Raw genomic sequence first — 20,650 nt, forward strand, 5'->3', positions numbered from 1 at the left:
GCCTCACAACTGCTCCGGCAGACGGAACGTGCGCCACGTCGCCAACTGAAACGGGCCTGGGTGGCGTTGGCTGGTGAGCAAGAAGTTGGCGCGCAGGCCAGCCAGATCGGCCTTGAGCAGGTGTGCATCCCGGCCGCTTGCAGGCTCGCTTTGCATCAGGTCGAAAAACCGGAATAACGACCAGGGGCCGGTGTTTTTTTCAATGCCCAGCGGCCGCTCCGCGCCCCGCTCCAGCACCAGGCTGCTGCGGCCATTGTCTGCGTCATTGGGCCAATGAAACGCCATCGGCACGATCGGGCCATGACGGTATTCAAGGTGTTGCCCACCAATGCTCAGAATCGCGCGGCTGACGGCCTGATCCAGACTGTAGGGCGCCAGCGTGAAGCGGACCGCCCAGTCCCCCTGTTCTTCAGTAAAAAAACCATGTCGAATCATCTGGGCCTTTGTCAGTTGCTCCAACAGCGAGCGCGACAACGGCAGGCTCCGGCCATCCAGGTTGCGCAGGCGATAGCGGCCACCCTCGGCACCGACAAAGGGCCGCAGGTAGCTGTCATAAAAGCGCGCCATGCCTCCACGAGGTTTGAAAAACTCCTGGAAATCGCCCAAGGCAACGTCGCTGCCGGCGTGGGCACTGAACGGGTAGCGGCGCTGAATCGCCTTGGCGTAAAACCCGTACACCTCAGTTTGATAGCGTTGATTGACATGCACATAGGCGTCATCAAGCAGCAGTCGCCAGCTCTCATCGGCAATGTCGCCAAACCAGCCCTTGAAAGGTTGCGGCAGGCGCACTGCAGCATCACGCACACGGCCCAGCAGCGGCTGCTGCCCTTCCATGCGTTGCTTGACCAGCTTGAACGCTGCCTGCTCCGGCGCGCCCTCGCGGTTCAGTACCGCCAATTGCAGCTGCCATTCATCCAGCAGTCGCAACGCCTGCATCAGTTCTGCGCCTGGGTTCTGCTCGGCATCCAGCAACTGATGCAAAGGTTCGAATCGCCGCTGCAAAGCACGTCGCGCAGAATCAGAAGCCGCCGGTACCGACAGCTGGCTGGTCAGCACACTGGACGCCGCCTCTTGAACCGCCTCCCCCATTGCCTGAAGACGATCGCTGGCCGCCGACAAGCGGGTGTTCTCTCGCACCTGCTGCAACAGTTGCACCAGCGGTGATTGCACTGACGCCAATCCGGCAAGCCCATCGGCATGCTGCCGGAGGCTGTCGCTGCGCTGCAGGCTGATCCGCCCCAGGGCCTGGCTCCAGGCATCCGCGTACTCGCTGAAATAGCGTTGTTCCAACTCCAGCATCAACTGGCGCAAATCCATGGCGCTCAGATCGCCGGCCTCCCCAAGCACCCAGTTATCCTGGGCGATTGCGTTGACCAGGCGGGGGCCGTGTTTTTCAAAATAGTGCACGTACCGTTTGGTGTAGAAGCCCGGTATCGGCTGGTCGACAGCGGTGAGGCCCAGCCCTTCTGGCAGACGATGGGGCTCCAGGTTCCTGGCCTGGTCTCGCAGCACCCGATAGACCACATCCGCCAGCGACTCACCTCGTAACGCCTGCCGGGCCTGAGCCACCAGCTCGGTGTTCAGGGGCGCCTGGAAGGGTTGTTCAAGCATCCGCGAGAGGTGTTCGTTCAGGCGGCTCTGCGTCGAAGCCTCCCCGGCATAGCGGGTGGACCAGTGACCGGCCATGTGCTGTGCCAACCAAGTGGTATCGCGCCGCTCCCGCAGGTTAAGCATCAGGTAGGCCCGCAGCATGTCCAGCAGCCTCTCGCGATCATCAAGACTGGTCCGCACCTGTGCTTCGAGCAACGAGGTCACCTGCGGTAGAAACTGCTGGTGCAGCGCCTCTTCATAGGCACTGATCAACGGTGCACGGCTCACCTCGCCTTGATACAAGCCGGCCCTCTCCGTCCAGCGAGCCTCTCCCTCCGACGGAAATACACGGGTCGCGGCCAACAGACCGTCCAGCAAGGGCAGCAACGTCAGGGTTTGGTCTGCGGCGGACGGACCCGGTGGCGGCGACTTGATCAGTTCCGCCAGCTGCATCAAACGCTGGTGGTTGACCCCATAACTATGTGCCCACAGGCCTCCTGCCCCGGTGATGACCAGTACGGCGGTCAACGCCAGCAACCCTTGGCGTTGACGGATGCGTCGGCGCTCCGGTGTCTGCAATCCCGCGAGATTGGCCTCGACAAAAATCACGCGGTTGAACAGGCCCTGGACGAAGTGGGAGCGCCTGTCGTCAGTCTGCGCGCACGTCAGGTAAAACCCGCGCAATCCGTTGATACGCTGAAAGCGGTGCGCGGAGAACGCAGACTCCACAAACAGACACAAACGCTCACCGATCTGCGCAGCCTGCCGAGGAAAATCAAACATCTGGCCACGACGCCCGGCATCGCGTTCCTGGTGCAAACGCGGGATCAGCTCCGCTGCAAGGCGTTGCAACAGCGCCTCGAACGCTTCGCGCACCTGGGTCATTTCGGTACCGGCGGCGCTGGTAGTCAGCCGCTCCCCCAGCAAGGTGTCGACGCTATCGCCGTGGGATGCATCGAAGAACTCGGCGAAACCCGGCAATCGGTCTGCCTGGGTCAGCACCAGATAAACCGGCACGTCCACATGCAGCTTCTGCTGGATATCCTGCAAGCGGCTGTGTACGTGGCGCGCATGCAGGTCCAGGTCGCGCTCGTGGCTGCCTAGCAGCGTCTCTACCGCCAGCGTCACCACCACGCCGTTGAGCGGGCGCGCCCGGCACCGCCCTTTGAGCAAGCCCAGAAACGTCGACCAGCCGGCCCCATCGACTGCGCTATCAGGCTGGGCCAGGTAGCGCCCGGCACTTTCGACGAGTACGGCTGCGTCAGCCAGATACCAGTCAAAATACTGAGTTGCGCCCGGCGCCATCGCCCCGTCCCGATCCAGCGGGAACGGTGAGCCGCAGGCCGCCAGCAATTGGGACTTGCCACTGCCCTGTTGGCCGATCAACAGGTACCAGGGTAAATCGTTGCGCCAACGTTCACTGCGCTCACCATAACGGTGGGAGATTTTCAGCGCGTGCAACGCCTCCTTGAAACGGCCACGTACATGCCGGCGCTCATCGTCAATCAACCCCTGGCGTTGATCGCGTGCCTGCTGTTCAGGTTGGTTGATCCGTGCGGTACGACGTGCGCCCACCACGACCATCGCCAATCCCCACAGCAGCAACAGGCCACAGATGCTCAGCAGGCGAGACGTAGCACCTTGCCAGAACCGGTGGTCGTCCACCGCCAGCAACGGCCCGAAAAACCACACCAGCAGCGCGCTGGCCAACACGATAAGCAGGCTCCAGACCCAACTCTTGCGCAGCACTGTGCCCACGCCCTTGAAGAATGCGTTCATTCATTGCTCCCAGCGTTACAAGGACGACCGTGTCTGATCCGGCGCCAAAGGTTGAAAGGATTGCAGCACCGTCATGCGTTCAGTGCCCAGGACCCAGGCAAAACCTGAGTACATCGCCAGCAAACAGACCCATGTGAAGATCACGACCCGGGTAACGGAAATAATGCGCAAGCGTGCACCTGCCGCTGGGACAGTCGCCGTTGGCGTAGTCATCGATGGGCGATCACCACGCACGTGCCTGATCTGTCGGTACAAACCATCGCGCACGGTTTCCAGCTGCGACCCTCCACGATCCAGGACCCGGTATTTACCTTCAAAACCCAATGACAGGCACAGGTACATCAGCTCCAGCATGGCCAGGTGCTTGACCGGATCACGGGACAGGCGCTCCAGCAGTTGGAAGAATTTCTCCCCGCCGAACGTTTCATTGTGAAAGCGGCTCAGCAGGCTGGTCTTCGACCAGTCACTGCGATTGCCCCACGCGGTCGTCACCACGGCTTCGTCAATCACACTGCAGAGCACATAACGCGCCGACATGACCTGACTGTTTTCTGCGCCCTGGTACAAGGCACGTGTTTCAAACGCGGTAATTCCCGAGGACAACCGGTCGTTGAGGCTCTGCAGGCTTTCCCGTCCGGCGTCGCTTTTGAGCTGAACCACCTGTGACAGCAGTTCCCAGGCGGCGGCCACCAGAGTGTTGGGCCCTATATTGAAGCTTTGTACCCCTTGCTGGCCGGCGGTATAGATCATCCGGTCTTCCAGGTGTTCGAAGCGCGGGGGCGTGGGGAAATCCGTCAACGCCACGTGCGCCGGGGCGCGGCCATCGCGGTCAAGCAGCACGGTTTTTTCGTCCTGCGGGTATTCACTGTCCATAGTCATGGCGTTCAGTTCCTGATGGCCCAGAAGTTGAGTTCAAGTTCGGCAAACTCGCCGCTGGCATGAAAGGCAAAACCACCGGATTGCTCCAACTGCGTGATGTCACGGGCGCCGAGTTCGAGCATGAAATAGGTCTTGCCGGCGTGAAATGGGATCTGTCGCGGCGCTACCGGCAATGGCTTGACCTTGATACCGGCCAAGTGCAGGTTGACCAGCTCGCGGATCCGCTCCACCGGTCCGATCTTGAGGTGCGCAGGCAGGCGGTGGCGCAATTCATCCGAATCACACTGAGCGGTCGCCGCCAGAATGAACGTGGCCGTGCCCAGCAACTTGAGGTCACTCACCGGGCACACCAGCACACCGTACTGACGGTGTTGCAACACCAGCTCAATGGCATGTTGCTCCAGCACCGACGACAGCACCCCGCGCACGCCCGCCATCAGGCCGCGAAAGCTCGCGGCCTGGTCACAATGCCGGTAATACCCTTCCAACTGCGCACGTTTGCTGTCGGTGGCAAACGTGGACAACTCGCCGAGAACCGACAGCAACTCTCGATACAAGGCTTCCGGACGCACCTGCGTCTGACCCAGGTAGTGCCGCAATACCAGCTCCGTGCGATTGATCAATTGCAGCATCAGAAAATCGCCGACTTGAGCGCCCGATGCTCCACCATTGCCCTGGATGCGTTCGGCAATCGCATCCCCTCGGGTCGCGAGCAGGCTGAGTACTTCCTTGATGCATGACGATACGTAACCTGAGCGCTGCAGATAGATGAATGTCGGTACAAAATCCGTGTCCAGCCGCACGCCGCCCTCAGGGGTCGAGTCCAGCACCTGGGCAACCTGAAGCTTCACATGGAGCGGGTCACTGGATTGCTCTCCCAGGAGCAATCGCAGGTCCGGCCGTGCGCAGTTGATCCGACAACGGGACTCGACTCCGGCGTTGGAGTCACCGATCTCCGACTCACAACTGACGTAACGTGCCAGCACTTCGCTTTGCTCTTGCCTGCGCACTTCTATCTGATTACCGATGACCAACGGCAACGCCAGGAACACCGGTTGCCCGCCTGTGTTGGCGGGCACCTGCAATACCAGCGGCGCCATCGCTGCGTTCAGCTCGAACAGGCTGCCATCAGGGAAGACACCACTGGCTTGATTCACGACCACTTTGCCCATGTTGAGGTACTGCACGTCGACCTCCAGACTCAGGAATCCCCAGCCATCACTGCCGAGCAAGCGGGTACGGTTGAGCTGCTGATGGTAATAGCGGTCGTTGTGCTGCAAATGCTGGGGACGCAGCAGCATGCCTTCCTGCCAGATGACTTTATGAATTTCCATTTCAATCTTCCCTCCTGCTGGTTCGGATACCCGACTCGTCAAGAATCAGGTCCGCCCGTGTCAGCCGTTGCCGGGTCACGGGAAGCACAAACCGCCACTGCACGTGGGGCAGATTTCGATAGGCAGCCAAAACGCCGATATAACGACTGTGTGGTTCGACACTGAGCTTGAGCGCCAGCTGTTCACCAGGGCGCAGCTCTAGCTCTTCGCCATTGACCCAGTCCTTGGGTAATGACTGCTCAGCGCGACTATAGAGACTGAAAAAATCAGCATTTTCGAACGCCACCGGATGCCGTAGCTCAATCAGGTGCACAACCACTGGCGACGGACGACCGTGCAGGTCCGGGTTGACGGATTCGCTGGCTGCCAACGTCAGATCCAGCTTGGTCAAGGTGGAAATGGGTGAGACGCCGGCGCAACCGGCCAACAGCCCCAGAACGACAAGCATTGATACAAAAGGGATTCGATACATGACCATCATCCTGAGCAAGTCGTAAGCAACGTGGAGACAAGGCGCACCTGTTCTTTGTAGGCGTTGGAAAAATCGTTGCGCAACAGATGTTCGCCCGAGGCGGCCTCATCGTTCAGCCGCCGATGATGAAGTTGGTAAGCCCGCCAATGGGCACCGTCGGTAGAGAACCTGCGCGGCTTACCTTGGCGTTCGAAGCACAGCAGCAGATGGTCGGGTGCAAACGCTGCCAGCGCGCCCCGCATGGCGGCGCGGCAGGCCACAACCAAGGCGAGTTGATGGATTTGGATCTCCCGGCATACCTCGGCAACCGCCAATTCGGCCGAACGCTGGCCTACCTCGGCGCTGCTCAAAAGCGACGCCAAGGTGGCCTGTATATCGGGGCAATCCTTCAGGGGATTGGGGCCTTTGAGCGGCGACGTGGCCCAGTCCAGATTCAATTCACTGTTGAGTTCATCGCGGGTTCGCAGGCTCTGCTGCAACCCTTCGATAGATTGCCTGCACAGCCCCGCCACCTTGATGGCCATGGCCTCGCGACCCGCCGTGTCGAGCGCATCCATATCCATGCCCAGCGCTTCACCGAATTGCGCCCAGAAGATTTCCGTTGCTGGCGCAGCCACCGCAGCGGGTTGAGTACAGGCCTCGCGTGTGCCGGGCTCGGCCCATCTCGGCACGATCATATGATCGCGCTCTACCGCGCCGTGAGAAAACGTGCCGCCCGGCGCCTGCGCCGCAGATCGCCAGGTGTCTGGTTCTTCGGACGACGTGCTGTCCGAGGGTTCGTGCTCCAACACCTGCAACGGGTCCAGCCCGAGGAAGGCATCGTCAGGAATCGGGTCAGTGCTGGCAAACGCTCGCCGGTCCCGCTTCGAGCCCTGCCCCGTCAAGCGTGCGCGAATATCCATCGAGCCGACTTGATAGACATCACCTTCGCTGATCAGGCGAGCCTGGCCCTTCAGCAAACGCTCGGTACTTCCCGACACACCAATCCCGTTGCTACTGATATCGGTGAGAAAGTACTGGCCGCCTCGGTAACTGACCAAACCATGTTGACTGGAGAGCAAACGGCTGGGGTCGGGGATGACCCAGTCACAACCCGAGCCACGGCCGATCACGCCACCGACGCCGTCAAAAACCTTGCCGGCAGGCGGTTCACCGTCCGTGGTATTGCACACCTCTAACACTAACTGCATGGCAGGGTTCCCCAGTTCAATGGCCGCGACGGAGCGCATGGGGATCACCCAGCGGACGATAGTCGGCATCATCAAAAACGTAATTGGCGTTACAGCCGCCCAATAAACACAGTGCAAGCGCCAGGGCTTGCCATGGACGAACAGGCATCAGGTATCTCCACGAAAAGTAAGGCCGGCGACGGCGCAAAAAACCCACATATTCTGCATTCAGCACTCTCCTTGGGCGGCGCCACAGGGGATGTTCAGGCGTGCAAGGCGATAGAGCAGCGTGCGACGTGCAACCCCCAGTTCGTGGGCGGTACGGGTTCGATTGCCACGGTTTTTGCGCAGGCAATCGATCAGGAACACCCGTTCAACTCGCTCCAGCCGCTGGCGCAACGTTGCATCCGCCGCCGTAGCCTCAGGCACTGGCGCGAGAGATAGATGTACCGGCAAGATCACGCTGTCGTCACAGAGCAATACCGCGCGCTCCACCAGGCATTTAAGTTCGCGGACATTGCCTGGGAAGGCGTGACTCGACAGTTGGTCCAGGGCTGCGCTGGACCACTCCACCGCAGTACGGCCCAGCGCGGTACAGGCGATTTGCGCGAAATGTCGCGCCAACAGCAACACGTCGCCCTCCCGTTCACGCAAGGCCGGAAGCTCGATAGGGAATTGCGCCAACCGGTAATACAGGTCCTGGCGAAAACTGCCTTCGGCCACCATCGCCGCAAGGTCACGGTGGGTCGCCGCGATAATGCGCACATCGACCTTATGCGCAGCGCTGGCGCCCAACGGACGGATTTCTCCTTCCTGCAAAACCCGCAGCAGCTTGGCCTGCAGCGACAGCGGCATGTCGCCGATTTCATCAAGGAGCAACGTGCCTCCGTCCGCCGTATCGAATAGCCCGGCGTGGTTGCGCTCAGCGCCAGTGAAGGCGCCTTTGCGGTAGCCGAACAACTCACTTTCCAGCAGGCCTTCGGGAAAGGCGGCACAGTTCTGCACCACAAAGGCTTTGTTTTTGCGCGGTCCGGCCCCATGGATGGCCCGCGCCACCACCTCCTTGCCGGTGCCCGTCTCGCCGCGCAGAAGCACGGTATAGGGTGTGTTCAGTACCTTGCCGATCAAGCGGCAGGTTTCATCCATGGCCGCGCTCTTGCCGATCAGCCCATACACCGTACGCGGTATCGGCATGCAAACCTGGGCGCCGCCGGGCGCGGGGCGCATACGCCGCAACAAGGCAAGCTGGCTCAAGGCGAAGCTGCCCAACTGGCCCAACGAAGAGGCATATTCCTGCAAGGACACCGGGTGCTGGCTGGCGCACAGCAACACGCCGGCAACGGTTTTGCGCCGACCGAACAACGGTACGCAGCACAACGACCGCCAGGCCATTGCCACTGCCGGCAAAAACCCGCTTTGGTACACGCTACCAGGCAGATCTTCCAGGCTCAGTGGACGGCACTGGCTGAGGACATAGTCCAACAACTGCTCTTGCTGGAAGTCAGGTCCGCAAGCCTGATTACACGGGGATAGTGCTCCAGGCAAATGCTGGGCAATCAGGTCGAGTCGACCCGTCGCCTCATCGCGCCAATACAACTGGCTGAGTTCACATTGACTCAGTTGCGCAGCCGCCGCGACGCACAGGTCCGGCAACGTATTCTCATCACTGTCGACCCCCATCCGGGTGATCCAGGCCAGCAACGCATCGGCATAGGCCAGTGGCTGGGGTAATTGGGCGAATGCACTGTTCATCATCGGCTGAACTCGCATATCGGCTGCCCGTCACCATCCAGACGTGCATGAACCCTCGACAGAGACTCACCGATGGTCATCGCCTCCAGCAGCCGATCGACCATCTGTGGCAACAGGTGGAGCTCGATCCATTGGTCGATATACCGTGCCCCGCTGTCGCTATGGGAGCAACGCTCGGCCATATGAGCAAGCAGTTCAGTTGCGTAGCTGAATACCAGCTTGCGCGACTGCAATCTTCGCCCCAACTGGTCGAGCTTGAGCCTTGCAAGGTCATGCAATACATCACCCGCGACCGGGTAATAAGGCACGACACGCATCCGGGCGAGCAGTGCTGGCTTGAAATAGTCGCGCAGCACGGGGCGGATTGCGTCTTGCAGCACTTGAGCGTCAGGCCGTTGGCCGCCTGCGCATAAGTCGACGATGCACTCGCTGGCCAGGTTGGAGGTCATCAGGATCAGCGTGTTGCGAAAATCGATTTCCCGTCCTTCACCATCATTGGCCAGCCCCTTGTCGAAGATCTGATAGAACAGATTCAACACCTCCGGGTCGGCCTTTTCGACTTCGTCGAGGAGCACCACCGAATAAGGTCGCTGGCGCACAGCCTCGGTCAACACCCCGCCCTCGCCGTACCCGATATAACCGGGTGGTGCGCCAATCAGCCGTGACAAGGCGTGCTTTTCCTGAAACTCCGACATATTTAGCGTGGTAACAAAACGCTCGCCGCCATACAGCAAATCCCCCAGAGCCAAGGCGGTTTCGGTCTTGCCCACACCACTCGGGCCCACCAGCAGAAACACGCCGACCGGCGCATCGGCCTTGTTCAGCCCTGCCGCCACCGCGCGCAGGTTGCGATCCAGCGCCTGTACAGCAGGTTCCTGGCCGAGAATGCGTGAACGCAGCGCATCGGCAAAACCGAGGACCGCTGCACTGTGTTCAAGGGACAGCTGTTCAAGCGGAATACCCGTCCAGGCGCTGACGACCTGCGCCACCATCCGCGGGCACACACGCACCGGTTCCGCCTGAGTTCGCTGTTCATGCCAGCGCTGTTCCAACGGCTGACGCTCGCTCTCGATAGCCGCCAGTCGAAGGCTCAATGCGTGCATGGCCTGCTCATCCACGGGGAGCCCGGCGTCCCTGTCTCGACTCAGCGCCTCGCGCTGGCGCGAGCCTTCAGCCTGTTGGGTACTCAGGCGCTCCAATGCCTCGGGCGCTGTTACCTGGCTGATTCGCGCACGTGCGCAGGCGGTATCCAGCACATCCACGGCCTTGTCGGGCAGTTGCCGACCGGCGAGGTAGCGGGCGCTCATCTGCGCGGCTGCGACGACAGCATCGTCACGGATGTAAACGCCGTGACTGGTCTCATACGCCGGAACCAGCCCGCGCAGGATCGAGATCGCCTGCTCAACACTGGGCTCGCCAACCAGCACTGGTTGGAAACGTCGGGCCAACGCCGGGTCCTTCTCGAAATACTTCTTGTATTCCGACCACGTGGTGGCCGCGATAGTCCGCAACTCGCCCCGCGCCAGCGCCGGTTTGAGCAGATTGGCCGCATCGCCGGCACCCGCCTGCGCACCGGCACCCACCAGGGTATGTGCCTCGTCGATAAACAGAATCACCGGCTTCGCAGAGGCGTTGACCTCATCGATCACGCCCTTGAGGCGCCGTTCGAATTCACCTTTGATACTGGCACCTGCTTGCAACAGGCCCATGTCCAGGGTCAGCACCCGCACATCCTTGAGCGGGTCAGGCACCTGTGAGTTGGCAATGCGCAAGGCGAGGCCTTCGACCACGGCGGTCTTGCCCACCCCCGCCTCACCGACAAGGATCGGATTGTTCTTGCGCCGGCGCATAAGGATGTCGATCAACTGGCGAATCTCAGCATCGCGACACAGCACCGGATCGATACGCCCTTCACCTGCCTGGCGCGTCAGGTCATGGGTAAAACGTTCCAGCAATGACTCGCCGCTTGTCACTGGCCTGATCTCGGGTAACTGGCTCAACGCAAAATCGCGGACGCGCTGTGCGTCCAAACGGCTCAACAACGCCTGATAGCCACTGCCCGCATGCTGCAGAGGGTGGCGCAACAGCGCCAGTAACAGGGCGCCATGGTCCACTTCGGTCTGACGCAGTTCCAAATGCGCAACCAGCAACGCCTGTTGCAGCCATTGCACAAGCGCCAGGGCAAACACCGGATTACGCGACGCGCTCGTCTCGCATTTGGGTTGCAGGGCGGCTTCCAGCTCGCCGACTTCAACCCCGGCATCGGCCAATGCCCGTTCCAGAAGCCCACCGCTATGCTCCAGCAGTGCCAGCAGCAAGTCTTCTACCAGTACCTCCCGTCCGCCCCGGGTAACGCAACGCTCGGCCGAGCGTTCCAGGTCTCGACGAACCCCGGGGCTCAGCGTCCGGATAAGTTGTTGCAGGTCTACATTCATCATAATCATCAGTCCCTATTGAGCATTGCTGGCCACAATGACCACACCGTCAGCGCACTCATGTGCCAGCCAACTGGTCCAACCCAGCCGACAGACGTTGTGTTCGCCGAGGTGCAGTGGCCTGATCTCGTCCCTGGCCAACACCAGGCGCAGGTCATATTCCAGTGGGTCTCGTGCGGTCAATCGCACCAACGAGCACAGTTGGGGATACTCCGGACCATTGGGCAAAAACCCATGAAAACGCCGCCAGTCCAGGCCCTTTACATGCACCCTGAACTTGCTGCTGCGGTCGGCGACCCGGCACCCCAATACCTGGTCCAACCCCAGCAAACTGTTGGCACCACCCAGCCGGTTTTGCTGCTCTAGAGCAATGCCAACCGTGCGCTCAACCCACTGCTCGATGTACACGCTGCTGTGCTTGAAGTAGTAACGCAGGACTGTCTCGATCAGGGCCGCCGAATGAGCCCGCAGGCTCAGCAGCCCCAGGTAAGGCAGCAACCGTTTGCAGTCCAACTGCGTCGCATCACGGATGTGCCTGCTCCCCAACCCCACCAGGGCAAACATCTGCTCGGAAAAGGCGTCGCTGGCTCCCGTCTGAAACCGCGCTCGATAGCGGTATTTACGCCAGATCGGCAGCATCAGTCGTTGCAGGCGGTGATGAAAAAGGTCCAGGAAATCTCGCGTCGTCGTACCGCCCACCCCTTCGGCAAATGCCTGCTCGCCATAAAACGCGGGCAATGGAGAGCCCGCACCGCATAACCCCAGCACGTTCAGGCGAAGACGCGCGTGCAACTGATCGCGCTCGACAAAAAACTCCAGCCGATCAATATCGTGACCGGGGAAACCAAGACCTGGGTTGGCCTGAAACTCCAACCGGTCATACAGCGCGTTGTCATCCAGCAACGGATGGGCATCACGCAGACGTTTGATCACCTGCAAAATCGCCTGATACAGCGAATACTCGCGAATGACACGAGACAGTTCGGTCAAAGCAGGGGCTGCTGGCCCATCCTGGGTGGCCATAGGTACACATCTCCTTGTGTGCTGATGACGCGTAGTTCATGGAAGGCATTGAGGCTGGCGTAAAGCGCGAAGAACTCGTTGAGCACCGACGCGAACACAAACACTTCGCCCGGCCCCAGGAAACCGTGTGGATCAACGGTCAGGTCGATCCGCAATCCCCGATAGGGCATCCCACGGTGCAAGCGGTCGACGGCGGTATGGCTGATGGACTGCAACGCACCTAACCTGATCTGGCTGACCTTGCGTGCCTGTCGATCGTGATAACGCGGCAGGTCATAGGTTTCGAGGATCACCTTCAGCGCCTTGATATCGCTCAGTGACAGATAGTTGAGTGACATGTTGCTGATAAGGCGCCAGAGAAAGTCCTGGTCCAGGGGTGGCGCATAACTCGCGGTCGGCACGCTGATATTGCGAAATGACAACCCCTCCGGTGTCTGCTCACAGGGTTGGTTGATCTCACCGGCCAGCAGTTGCCGAGGCAGGTTGTGATTGGTACAGGTCAGCTCGATCGACAGTGTTTCCTGTGCATGCCCATGGCCGTTGCCCAGGCCCAGCCAGGTATCGAGTCCCGCGTGCTGTGTCGACTCGCGTTGGCGAATGCTGTAGCTGTTGGGCGCTGCCGATGCATCCGTATCGCCGTCATGCTCGAAGGATTCAAACGGTACGTAAGCCGCATACCCCAAGCCGCCAGGGCGCCAGCCCGTCACCTTGTCTACGGAAAACACGCTGGCGTTAGCGCGCGCATACTCGCCGGGAATCAGCAGGTATTCGTCCTGCTTGCCCTCAAGGCGAATCGGCACCGCATCATGCTGGAACAGGTTGACGATGGGCGTGCAGTACAGCTTCACGTTGTCCAGCGTAGGGCACTGCGTAGCCTGGCTCTGGGTATGTAACCCGAAGCACAGCTTCACTCCGCGGATTTGCTTGAGTACGTCCTGGGGCAACTGCTGCAGCGCATCCAGCCCTTGCACATCGACGAACAGGTATTTTTCCGGGAAAGCGAAATATTCCTGCAGGTGACGGTATCCGCGAAAGGTGTTCTGCGGGTAGGGAATCAGCGCCTGCAGCTCGCAGAACCCCACCGGCTTCACCTGATCGGCGCCAACTCGCAGGCACACAGCCTGGCCATCCGCCCCCTTGATTGCCAGGCCATCGCAGCCGAATGGCTGCAACTCGATCCCGTCAACGTGGCGCAACAGACTCAGGTACAACCCCTGACTGACATAACGGTCTCCCGCCAGATGCAGGCGCACATGATCGAACGACCACTCACTGAAATTGCCCTCGGCACTCATCTCCAGACGCAGGCTCAACAGTGCCCGCTCGCCTTGGGGGCTGTAATCCAGTGCACTCAGTTGCAGTGGCAGGACCCGGGTGGCATAGCAGGTCCGAAAACGGCAGCGCTCGCCGTTGATCGCCGAGCTTTCCACGGGGGTGTCCCGTGGGACCATCACACCCGGCCCAACCTGCTTCAACGGATCAAACTGCAAGATGCTGAACGCCGGTGTCGGCCGCATGTAGTTGGGCCACAGCAGATGCATCAAAGAGTGCGTCAGTTCAGGTAACTCGTCATCCAGCTTCTGGCGCAGGCGACCCGTGAGAAAGGCAAAGCCTTCCAGCAGGCGCTCCACATCAGGATCCTGACCAGCCTCGCCAAGGAACGGGGCAAGCGCAGGATTACGTTCAGAGAAGCGCCGGCCCAGCTGACGCAACGCACTGAGTTCACTTTGGTAATACTGGTTAAAGGACATCAGGCAACACCTCTACCTGCCCGGCATCACGCAGGTGCGCGGTGAACGCCACAGGCTGCATCTCACCGGCTATGCATAACGTGGCGTCGATGGCGAATGCCAAGGCCAGAGGATCATGACCACGCGGCAGTGCCCTCACGCGTACCTGCTTCAAGCGTGGCTCGTAGGCCCGGATAAATCGCTCGATCAACACGCGCGACTGGCTCAACGACTCATGCAGGCTGCGGTGCATATCATTGAGGTCCGGCATGCCGTAATCCGGCAGTGTCTGTACGCTGCCGGCACGGATGCTGAGCATTTTCCCCAAGTGAGCCGCAACGGATGTCACACCGTTTGCCGGGTCAGCCGCAGGCTGTTCAAGCCGCTCGAAAAGGCTTCTGTTGCGGGTCATCCCTTGGCCCCTGCTCATTCTTTATCGAGCTTGCCAACCAGGGACAGCGTGAAGTCAGCCCCCATGTATTTGAAATGCGGTCGCACACTCAGGTTGACGCGATACCAACCCGGCTCGCCCTCGACGTCACTGACAACGATGCGCGCGGCGCGTAATGGCCGTCGCCCACGCACTTCTGCGCTGGGGTTTTCCTGGTCGGCAACGTATTGGCGAATCCACTTGTTGAGCTCCAGCTCCAGATCGGTACGCTCCTTCCACGAACCCAACTGCTCCCGTTGCAGGACCTTGAGGTAATGGGCCAGACGGTTGACCACCATCATGTAGGGCAGCTGCGTGCCCAGGCGGTAATTCAGCTCGGCTTCCTTGCCCTCGGCACTGATGCCGAAACTCTTGGGCATCTGCACGGAGCTGGCGGAGAAGAACGCGGCATTGTCGCTGCCCTTGCGCATCGTCAGGGCAATGAAGCCTTCCTGCGCCAGTTCGTATTCACGACGGTCGGACACCAGTACTTCGGTGGGGATCTTGGTTTCGATCTCGCCCATGCTGTGAAAGTGATGCAAGGGCAAGTCTTCCACTGCACCACCGCTTTGCGGGCCGATGATGTTCGGGCACCAGCGGAACCGCGCGAAGCTGTCGGTCAGGCGCGTGGCAAAGGCGTAGGCGGTATTGCCCCATAGGTAGTGCTCGTGACTGTTCACCACGTTTTCCCGATACGCAAACGTCTTGACCGGGCACTCCAGGGGATCGTACGGCGTGCGCAGCAGGAAACGCGGCACGGTCAGCCCGAGATAGCGCGCATCTTCGCTCTGGCGCAAGCTCTGCCATTTGGCAAACTGCGGGCCTTCGAAGTGGTCCTTGAGATCCTTCAGGTCAGGCAGGCCGGTGAAGCTTTCCAAGCCGAAGAAGCCTGGCCCGGCGGACGCGATAAAAGGCGCATGGGCCATGCATGCCACGCTGGAGGCGTATTGCATCAGCTTCACATCGGGGGCGCTGGGAGACAGAAAATAGTTGGCAATGATTGCGCCCACAGGCTGGCCGCCGAACTGACCGTACTCAGCGCTGTAGATATGTTTGTAGAGCCCGGACTGGGTCACCTCAGGCGAGTCTTCGAAGTCATCCAGCAGGTCCTGGCGCGAAACGTTGAGCAGTTCGATCTTGATGTTTTCCCGGAAGTTGGTGCGGTCGACCAACAACTGAAGGCCCTTCCAGGATGACTCCAGGGCCTGGAACTGCGGATGGTGAAGAATTTCATCCATTTGCTGGCTGAGTTTCTCGTCAATTTCAGCAATCATCCGGTCGACCAGGCGCTTCTTGACCGGTTCTGCGCTGTTGTGCGGCTTGATCAGCTCTTCGATAAATGCCGAGACGCCACGTTTGGCAATGGCGTAAGCCTCGTCGTCAGCACTCAGCAACGTTTGAGCAATGATGTGATCGAGAATGCTGGACTCGTCAGCGGTGTGTACAGGCAACGTTTTTTGCTGTGTGGTCATGGTGTCAGTGTCCTTTTACTGAAAATGCTCAGACGGTGTGGTCGCTCAACCCCAGCTCAGCCAGTACCCGCGCGCGGGCCCCGTCATCGGCCAGCGCCTGCTCGATGGCCTTGCGAAAGCTCGGTGTGTTGCCCAGCGGCCCTTTGAGTGCCATCAACGCCTCACGCAGCGCCATGAGCTTGTGCAGCTCGGGGATCTGTTCCACCAGGCTCGCGGGGTTGAAATCCTTCATCGAATTGATGCGTACCTGAATCGCCAACTCTTCGACGTCGGGGTCGGCCTGGAGGCGATTGGGCACATTCAGGGTCAGGCTCAGCGCCTGCTTGGCCAGCACCTCGTCAAGGGTGTTCTTGTCGATGGCGATGGGCTTGCGATCTTCAAGCTTTCGCACGTCCTCACGCTGGGTGAAGTCCCCCAGCACCAACAGTTTCAATGGAAGTTCGACCTCTTCCTGCGCACCACCGATAGCGGGTTTGAAGGTGATATTGATGCGTTCCTTGGGTGCTACCGAACCTTCTTTGGCCACGGTATTTCTCCTTTTATGGATGGCTCGAAAGCCTATTCAAGTACCGCTTCGAGATCGAAGAGGCACAGCCTGCGATGGGTGTCTTCCTTGCGCTCGCGCACGGCGTGGTCTTGGGGCATCAGGTCGCAACAGCGGTACAAAAGTTGGGTCACCTGAAGGGCCAGCTCCGGCTCCCAGCGCTCCAGGCCCGTGCGCTGGAGTTCGAGATCCAGGTGTTCCAGCTGAATCTTCGCCAGCTCATGTTTGCCCGCCTGTACGCACACCCGGGCCTGAGCCAGACGCCAATGAAATCGGGCGCGGTCTCCGCGGGCGGCATGCAAGCCCTGCTTGAGTTCCTGTACCGCAGCCTTGAGCCCATCTTTGCGCAACCGGGGCGCCACGTTCTGCAAGGCGAGCTCCCATGGCTCACCGTCAACCACCACGCCGGGGGCCTCCGGGGATTGCAGGTGAGGAGAAACGTGCAGGGCGATCCAGTCGCGGGTCATGGCGTCGGCAAAGGGCGCGCCATCGAAAAAGCGAAACTCCGGCAGATCGGGCAAGCGTTGCAGCAACAGGGCGAAGCTCACTTCCAGCTCGGTCATGGCCAGGCCAGCCTGCTGGGCTTCAAGGCATTGCCAGAGCATGCGCACGCCGTCGAACCAGAACATCGCGCTTGAGAAACTGGCCTCAAGTTCAAGGATCAAGTCGGCATGATGGCCTTGGGCAAAGCGCTCGTGATAACGCTTGAGTTTGTCGGGCGCAGGACCACGCAGCGCAGTGAGCCGCTCACTGTCGGCGTCCGGATAGCTGACGAGAGCCAGCCATGCCAGTGTCCGGTTCAAGCGCAAGGCACGCAGGTCGGTGGCGCTCTGGCGTAACCACCAGGTACACAATGGACGGGCCTGTTCCTGTAACGCGCGCAGACATTTATGCGCGTCTTTTTCGTTGTTTACCGTCGGTTCAGCTTTAAGCCGTTCAGTCGCAGCCTGTTTGACTTGGGCAATCACACTGCCCAACCCTACGGCAGGCGTTTGGCCTTGCGCGGCGCGAGCCAACAGCTGGTCCCATTGCCGGCGAATCGGCAGCAGCAACGGCGCGTCATCCGTCAGATGCTCAGCCCACAGCTCATCAAGGCGCGCCAACTGCTCAAGTAAAGCTCGGAATACAGGTTGCTGGCCCTGAAGAGATAGGTTTTGCGCCGCCAGTGTTTCTAGGCGCAAAACCAACCAGCCGAACGCAGCGCCACGGGTACGCAGTTTTTTCGGATACACCGCCGACCAGTGATGCTCACACAGCTGGCGCAGCAAACCGAGGCCTGCCAGGAGCCCGGTAAAGGATTCGCGCTGGTGCAACGCCCAGGTCAGCCAGACGGCCACCCGCAGATCCTTGGAGTGCTCGCGCAACAGGTACTCGCTGGTCTCCTGGATCTTCTGCCAATCCGGTTGGCCGGCGCCATGTAAGGACTGCCCCTTTCCCAGTTCGGCTTCCAGCGCTTCGTATTCAGCCGAAAAGCGCATATCGCTGCCCGCAAAACTTTTTGGAGAACAGGGTAAGTGGGCAAGTTCACGGTAATAAGCGCAACGCTTTTCTGAATAGTCCATTTGAAACCGTATGCGACTGATCGATACATTATCGACAGACCAAGCGAACTAAGCAGTCGCATCAGAATGCCATCCAAACTTTGTAAACCTGCTACAAAGTTCAAAAACATTAGCCATGCCAAGCCCAATCATCAAGCATCGGAACCAAACTTAAGAAACATCCTACAACCCAATTAAAACAGGTAATGCGCAGGTTTTTGCGCAGTAAAAACAGGATAAACCGCCCAACCCACTCAATATCCAGCGCATTGAGACATGAGCAAACAAATGCGCACTTATGCGCAACTAAATTCTTATAAAACCACTAAAATCTGCCCACAACTCCCAACATCCAGCAAACTGCGATCACAGCCCTTTGTTTTTATTAGCTTGCGCATTTTCCGGCACAGTTCTTGTTATAGGCATTTGACCAGTCGGCGCAGTTGCCGATTGGAATTACTTTTTAATCAGGCAAGGAAACCAGTCATGCCAACACCCGCGTATCTCTCTATCACCGGTGTAAAACAAGGTTTGATCACGGCAGGCACATTTACCCAGGACTCGGTAGGGAATATTTTTCAGGAAGGCCATGAGGACCAGATTCTGGTGCAGGCGTTTTCCCATCAGGTAATCATTCCCCGCGACCCACAGTCGGGTCAGCCAACGGGCCAGCGGGTACACAAGCCGCTGATGGTCAGCAAGGTGTTCGATAAGTCCTCACCACTGCTGTTCAGCGCATTGACCAGCGGTGAAGAGGTCAAGTGCCGGCTGGAATGGTTTCGCACGTCCTCGGCCGGCACCCAGGAACACTACTTCACCATTGAGCTGGAGGGCGCCACCCTTGTAGACATCCAGTCGCGCATGCCCAACTGCCAAGACCCCGACAATGCCCACTTCACACATCTGGAGGACGTGTACTTCACCTATCGCAAGATCGTGTGGACACACGAAGTGTCCGGCACGTCTGGGTCGGATGACTGGCGCAGCCCGGTAGCCGGTTAACTCGGGCTCGCGCAGAAACGGCCGCCACGGACGGCGCCGTTTCTGCGCGTGGGCTAAACCATCGCCAACGAGTGCTTGCGCTTGGGCGCGCCGAACACACGGTCGATGGCGTCGAGGTCATGCTCGTCGAGCAGCAGGTTGGCGGCGGCTGCGTTCAGTCGCACGTGCTCCGGCGAAACAGCCTTGGGAATAGCGATCACACCCTCTTGGCGCAACACCCAGGCCAGGGCGACCTGGGCCGGTGTGACCTCATGGCGATGGGCGATCTGCTTGAGGGTCGCACTGGACAACAACTCACCGCCCTGCGCTATTGGGCAGTACGCCATCAACGGCAGGTGATGTTGCTGCCACCAGGGTAGGAGATCGAATTCGATGCCGCGCTCTTCGATGTTGTAGAGCACCTGGTTGGTTGCGCAGGCAGGGGACGCAAGCTCCTGCAGGTCTGCCACGTCGAAATTGGAGACGCCCCAACGACCGATCTTGCCGGCTTCGCGCAGACGCTCAAACGCTTCAACGGTTTCTTCAAGCGGGTATTGGCCACGCCAGTGCAGCAGGTAAAGATCGATGTAGTCAGTACCCAGCCGCTGGAGGCTGGCTTCGCAGGCACGCGGGACGCCCTTGTGGCTGGCATTGTGCGGGTACACCTTGCTCACGATGAACACCTGGTCACGTTTGCCGCGAATGGCTTCGCCGACCACCGTCTCGGCGCGGCCATCGCCATACATTTCAGCGGTGTCGATCAGGGTCATGCCCTCGTCGATTCCCAGTTGCAACGCCGCGACTTCGGCGCGGTGCTGGTCCGGGTTTTCGCCCATGCGCCAGGTGCCCTGGCCGATGACAGGGACGGGAACACCCGCCAGATCAATGGTACGCATGACAACCTCCTGATGAGTTCGCGGATTAACAGTGTGGCATTGGTCGGACAAAAGCGTTCAATCGCAGTATGGTTGGCCTTTGCCAAGTCGCGAGGAAAGACCCGCAATGCTGTTTGTCGTGATGCTCGGGGGCAAGCACCCCAGGGCGAAAATTGAAGTGCACGATGTGGTGTTCGCCGCTGCGGATACGCTGGAGGCCACTTATCCGCAATTGCGCGACGGTTGGTTTGGCAGCCCCAAGGGCGTGCATATCGACTCGTGGATGGCCGTGGATGGCGTCGACGGCTGGAAGGTCGAACTCAGCCATCTGGCACCCCAGGCGGACGCGCATCACCTGTACTTCATCAACCTGGGCGGTTATGAAGCGAACACCTTTGGCGAGGCCCATCATTACCTGCTGGTGGTCGCGCGCAACAAACAGCAAGCCATGGGCATGGGCAAGCAGCAGATGCGCGGGCATTGGTCCCAGGCCCATACCGATGGTGTGCTGGATATCGACGACTGCCTGCCCATCGACCTGGTGGATGGGCGCTACCTGCACCTCGTCCAGGCGCCGCACCGGGCAATCCTGCAGCGCAACGACTATATCGTGCTGCCCTGAACCCAACCGATCAAATACCGGG

Annotated in this window: 17 protein-coding genes; 2 read left to right on the plus strand and 15 right to left on the minus strand. The window is 60.0% G+C overall.

Annotation, left to right across the window (positions count from 1 at the left end; all coding sequences use genetic code 11):
• Positions 1-3: 3 nt before the first annotated feature.
• From tssM to tssA, 14 genes are read right to left on the minus strand one after another with little or no spacing between them, the layout of a single operon-like run.
• A complete protein-coding gene (tssM, locus tag DNK50_RS18500; protein WP_112195659.1) occupies positions 4-3,369 on the minus strand; it encodes a type VI secretion system membrane subunit TssM in 3,366 nt (1,121 codons plus the stop codon).
• A gap of 15 nt (positions 3,370-3,384) precedes the next feature.
• On the minus strand, positions 3,385-4,248 hold the full coding sequence (icmH, locus tag DNK50_RS18505; RefSeq protein WP_256595293.1) for a type IVB secretion system protein IcmH/DotU: 864 nt from the start codon (positions 4,246-4,248) through the stop codon (positions 3,385-3,387).
• A gap of 5 nt (positions 4,249-4,253) precedes the next feature.
• Entirely contained in the window at positions 4,254-5,582 is a 1,329-nt protein-coding gene (gene tssK / locus DNK50_RS18510) for a type VI secretion system baseplate subunit TssK (protein ID WP_112195661.1), read from the minus strand.
• Position 5,583: 1 nt separating this feature from the next.
• Positions 5,584-6,054, minus strand: a complete 471-nt coding sequence (tssJ, locus tag DNK50_RS18515; protein WP_099583217.1) for a type VI secretion system lipoprotein TssJ — start codon at positions 6,052-6,054, stop codon at positions 5,584-5,586.
• A gap of 5 nt (positions 6,055-6,059) precedes the next feature.
• Positions 6,060-7,244, minus strand: a complete 1,185-nt coding sequence (gene tagH, locus DNK50_RS18520) for a type VI secretion system-associated FHA domain protein TagH (protein WP_112196966.1) — start codon at positions 7,242-7,244, stop codon at positions 6,060-6,062.
• Positions 7,245-7,260: 16 nt separating this feature from the next.
• Entirely contained in the window at positions 7,261-7,392 is a 132-nt protein-coding gene (locus DNK50_RS18525) for a type VI secretion protein (RefSeq protein ID WP_099583216.1), read from the minus strand.
• 59 nt (positions 7,393-7,451) lie between these two features.
• Positions 7,452-8,978 (minus strand): sigma-54-dependent Fis family transcriptional regulator, encoded by a 1,527-nt coding sequence (locus tag DNK50_RS18530; protein ID WP_112195663.1) that lies wholly within the window; start codon positions 8,976-8,978, stop codon positions 7,452-7,454.
• Complete coding sequence (locus DNK50_RS18535; RefSeq protein WP_112195665.1) at positions 8,975-11,413, minus strand: AAA family ATPase; 2,439 nt, start codon at positions 11,411-11,413, stop codon at positions 8,975-8,977. Before DNK50_RS18535 ends, DNK50_RS18530 begins: the two co-directional genes overlap by 4 nt.
• Before the next feature lie 12 nt (positions 11,414-11,425).
• A complete protein-coding gene (tssG, locus tag DNK50_RS18540) occupies positions 11,426-12,433 on the minus strand; it encodes a type VI secretion system baseplate subunit TssG (protein ID WP_112195667.1) in 1,008 nt (335 codons plus the stop codon).
• A complete protein-coding gene (gene tssF, locus DNK50_RS18545; protein WP_112195669.1) occupies positions 12,397-14,184 on the minus strand; it encodes a type VI secretion system baseplate subunit TssF in 1,788 nt (595 codons plus the stop codon). The genes tssG and tssF overlap by 37 nt, the downstream gene beginning before the upstream one ends.
• On the minus strand, positions 14,174-14,575 hold the full coding sequence (gene tssE / locus DNK50_RS18550; RefSeq protein WP_112195671.1) for a type VI secretion system baseplate subunit TssE: 402 nt from the start codon (positions 14,573-14,575) through the stop codon (positions 14,174-14,176). Before tssE ends, tssF begins: the two co-directional genes overlap by 11 nt.
• 14 nt (positions 14,576-14,589) lie before the next feature.
• Positions 14,590-16,065 carry a type VI secretion system contractile sheath large subunit gene (tssC, locus tag DNK50_RS18555; RefSeq protein ID WP_112195673.1) on the minus strand — a complete coding sequence of 492 codons (1,476 nt, stop codon included), beginning with the start codon at positions 16,063-16,065 and terminating at the stop codon, positions 14,590-14,592.
• Between the two features lie 28 nt (positions 16,066-16,093).
• Positions 16,094-16,591 (minus strand): type VI secretion system contractile sheath small subunit, encoded by a 498-nt coding sequence (gene tssB, locus DNK50_RS18560; protein WP_112195675.1) that lies wholly within the window; start codon positions 16,589-16,591, stop codon positions 16,094-16,096.
• Between the two features lie 32 nt (positions 16,592-16,623).
• The gene (gene tssA, locus DNK50_RS18565) at positions 16,624-18,171 is read right to left on the minus strand and encodes a type VI secretion system protein TssA (RefSeq protein WP_112195677.1); all 1,548 of its coding nucleotides are present in this window, start codon (positions 18,169-18,171) and stop codon (positions 16,624-16,626) included.
• Positions 18,172-18,636: 465 nt separating this feature from the next.
• On the opposite strand from tssA, the gene DNK50_RS18570 reads away from it, so the two are divergent.
• A complete protein-coding gene (locus DNK50_RS18570) occupies positions 18,637-19,152 on the plus strand; it encodes an Hcp family type VI secretion system effector (protein ID WP_099583207.1) in 516 nt (171 codons plus the stop codon).
• Between the two features lie 53 nt (positions 19,153-19,205).
• On the opposite strand, the gene DNK50_RS18575 is transcribed toward DNK50_RS18570, so the two are convergent.
• The gene (locus tag DNK50_RS18575) at positions 19,206-20,027 is read right to left on the minus strand and encodes an aldo/keto reductase (RefSeq protein WP_112195679.1); all 822 of its coding nucleotides are present in this window, start codon (positions 20,025-20,027) and stop codon (positions 19,206-19,208) included.
• A gap of 106 nt (positions 20,028-20,133) precedes the next feature.
• On the opposite strand from DNK50_RS18575, the gene DNK50_RS18580 reads away from it, so the two are divergent.
• A complete protein-coding gene (locus tag DNK50_RS18580; protein ID WP_099583205.1) occupies positions 20,134-20,628 on the plus strand; it encodes a DUF1543 domain-containing protein in 495 nt (164 codons plus the stop codon).
• The last annotated feature ends 22 nt before the right edge of the window (positions 20,629-20,650 follow it).

Origin of the sequence: Pseudomonas sp. LG1E9 (genome assembly GCF_003290225.1) — a bacterium.
Classification (GTDB): Bacteria; Pseudomonadota; Gammaproteobacteria; order Pseudomonadales; family Pseudomonadaceae; genus Aquipseudomonas; species Aquipseudomonas cyclaminis.

Coding starts and splice junctions, on each gene's coding strand:
- icmH (WP_256595293.1), bottom strand. CDS start 4,248: ATGACTATGGACAGTGAATACCCGCAGGACGAAAAAACCGTGCTGCTT.
- tagH (WP_112196966.1), bottom strand. CDS start 7,244: ATGCAGTTAGTGTTAGAGGTGTGCAATACCACGGACGGTGAACCGCCT.
- tssG (WP_112195667.1), bottom strand. CDS start 12,433: ATGGCCACCCAGGATGGGCCAGCAGCCCCTGCTTTGACCGAACTGTCT.
- tssC (WP_112195673.1), bottom strand. CDS start 16,065: ATGACCACACAGCAAAAAACGTTGCCTGTACACACCGCTGACGAGTCC.
- tssE (WP_112195671.1), bottom strand. CDS start 14,575: ATGACCCGCAACAGAAGCCTTTTCGAGCGGCTTGAACAGCCTGCGGCT.
- DNK50_RS18580 (WP_099583205.1), top strand. CDS start 20,134: ATGCTGTTTGTCGTGATGCTCGGGGGCAAGCACCCCAGGGCGAAAATT.
- tssA (WP_112195677.1), bottom strand. CDS start 18,171: ATGGACTATTCAGAAAAGCGTTGCGCTTATTACCGTGAACTTGCCCAC.
- DNK50_RS18575 (WP_112195679.1), bottom strand. CDS start 20,027: ATGCGTACCATTGATCTGGCGGGTGTTCCCGTCCCTGTCATCGGCCAG.
- DNK50_RS18570 (WP_099583207.1), top strand. CDS start 18,637: ATGCCAACACCCGCGTATCTCTCTATCACCGGTGTAAAACAAGGTTTG.
- tssM (WP_112195659.1), bottom strand. CDS start 3,369: ATGAACGCATTCTTCAAGGGCGTGGGCACAGTGCTGCGCAAGAGTTGG.
- DNK50_RS18535 (WP_112195665.1), bottom strand. CDS start 11,413: ATGATGAATGTAGACCTGCAACAACTTATCCGGACGCTGAGCCCCGGG.
- tssF (WP_112195669.1), bottom strand. CDS start 14,184: ATGTCCTTTAACCAGTATTACCAAAGTGAACTCAGTGCGTTGCGTCAG.
- tssK (WP_112195661.1), bottom strand. CDS start 5,582: ATGGAAATTCATAAAGTCATCTGGCAGGAAGGCATGCTGCTGCGTCCC.
- tssJ (WP_099583217.1), bottom strand. CDS start 6,054: ATGTATCGAATCCCTTTTGTATCAATGCTTGTCGTTCTGGGGCTGTTG.
- DNK50_RS18530 (WP_112195663.1), bottom strand. CDS start 8,978: ATGATGAACAGTGCATTCGCCCAATTACCCCAGCCACTGGCCTATGCC.
- DNK50_RS18525 (WP_099583216.1), bottom strand. CDS start 7,392: ATGCCTGTTCGTCCATGGCAAGCCCTGGCGCTTGCACTGTGTTTATTG.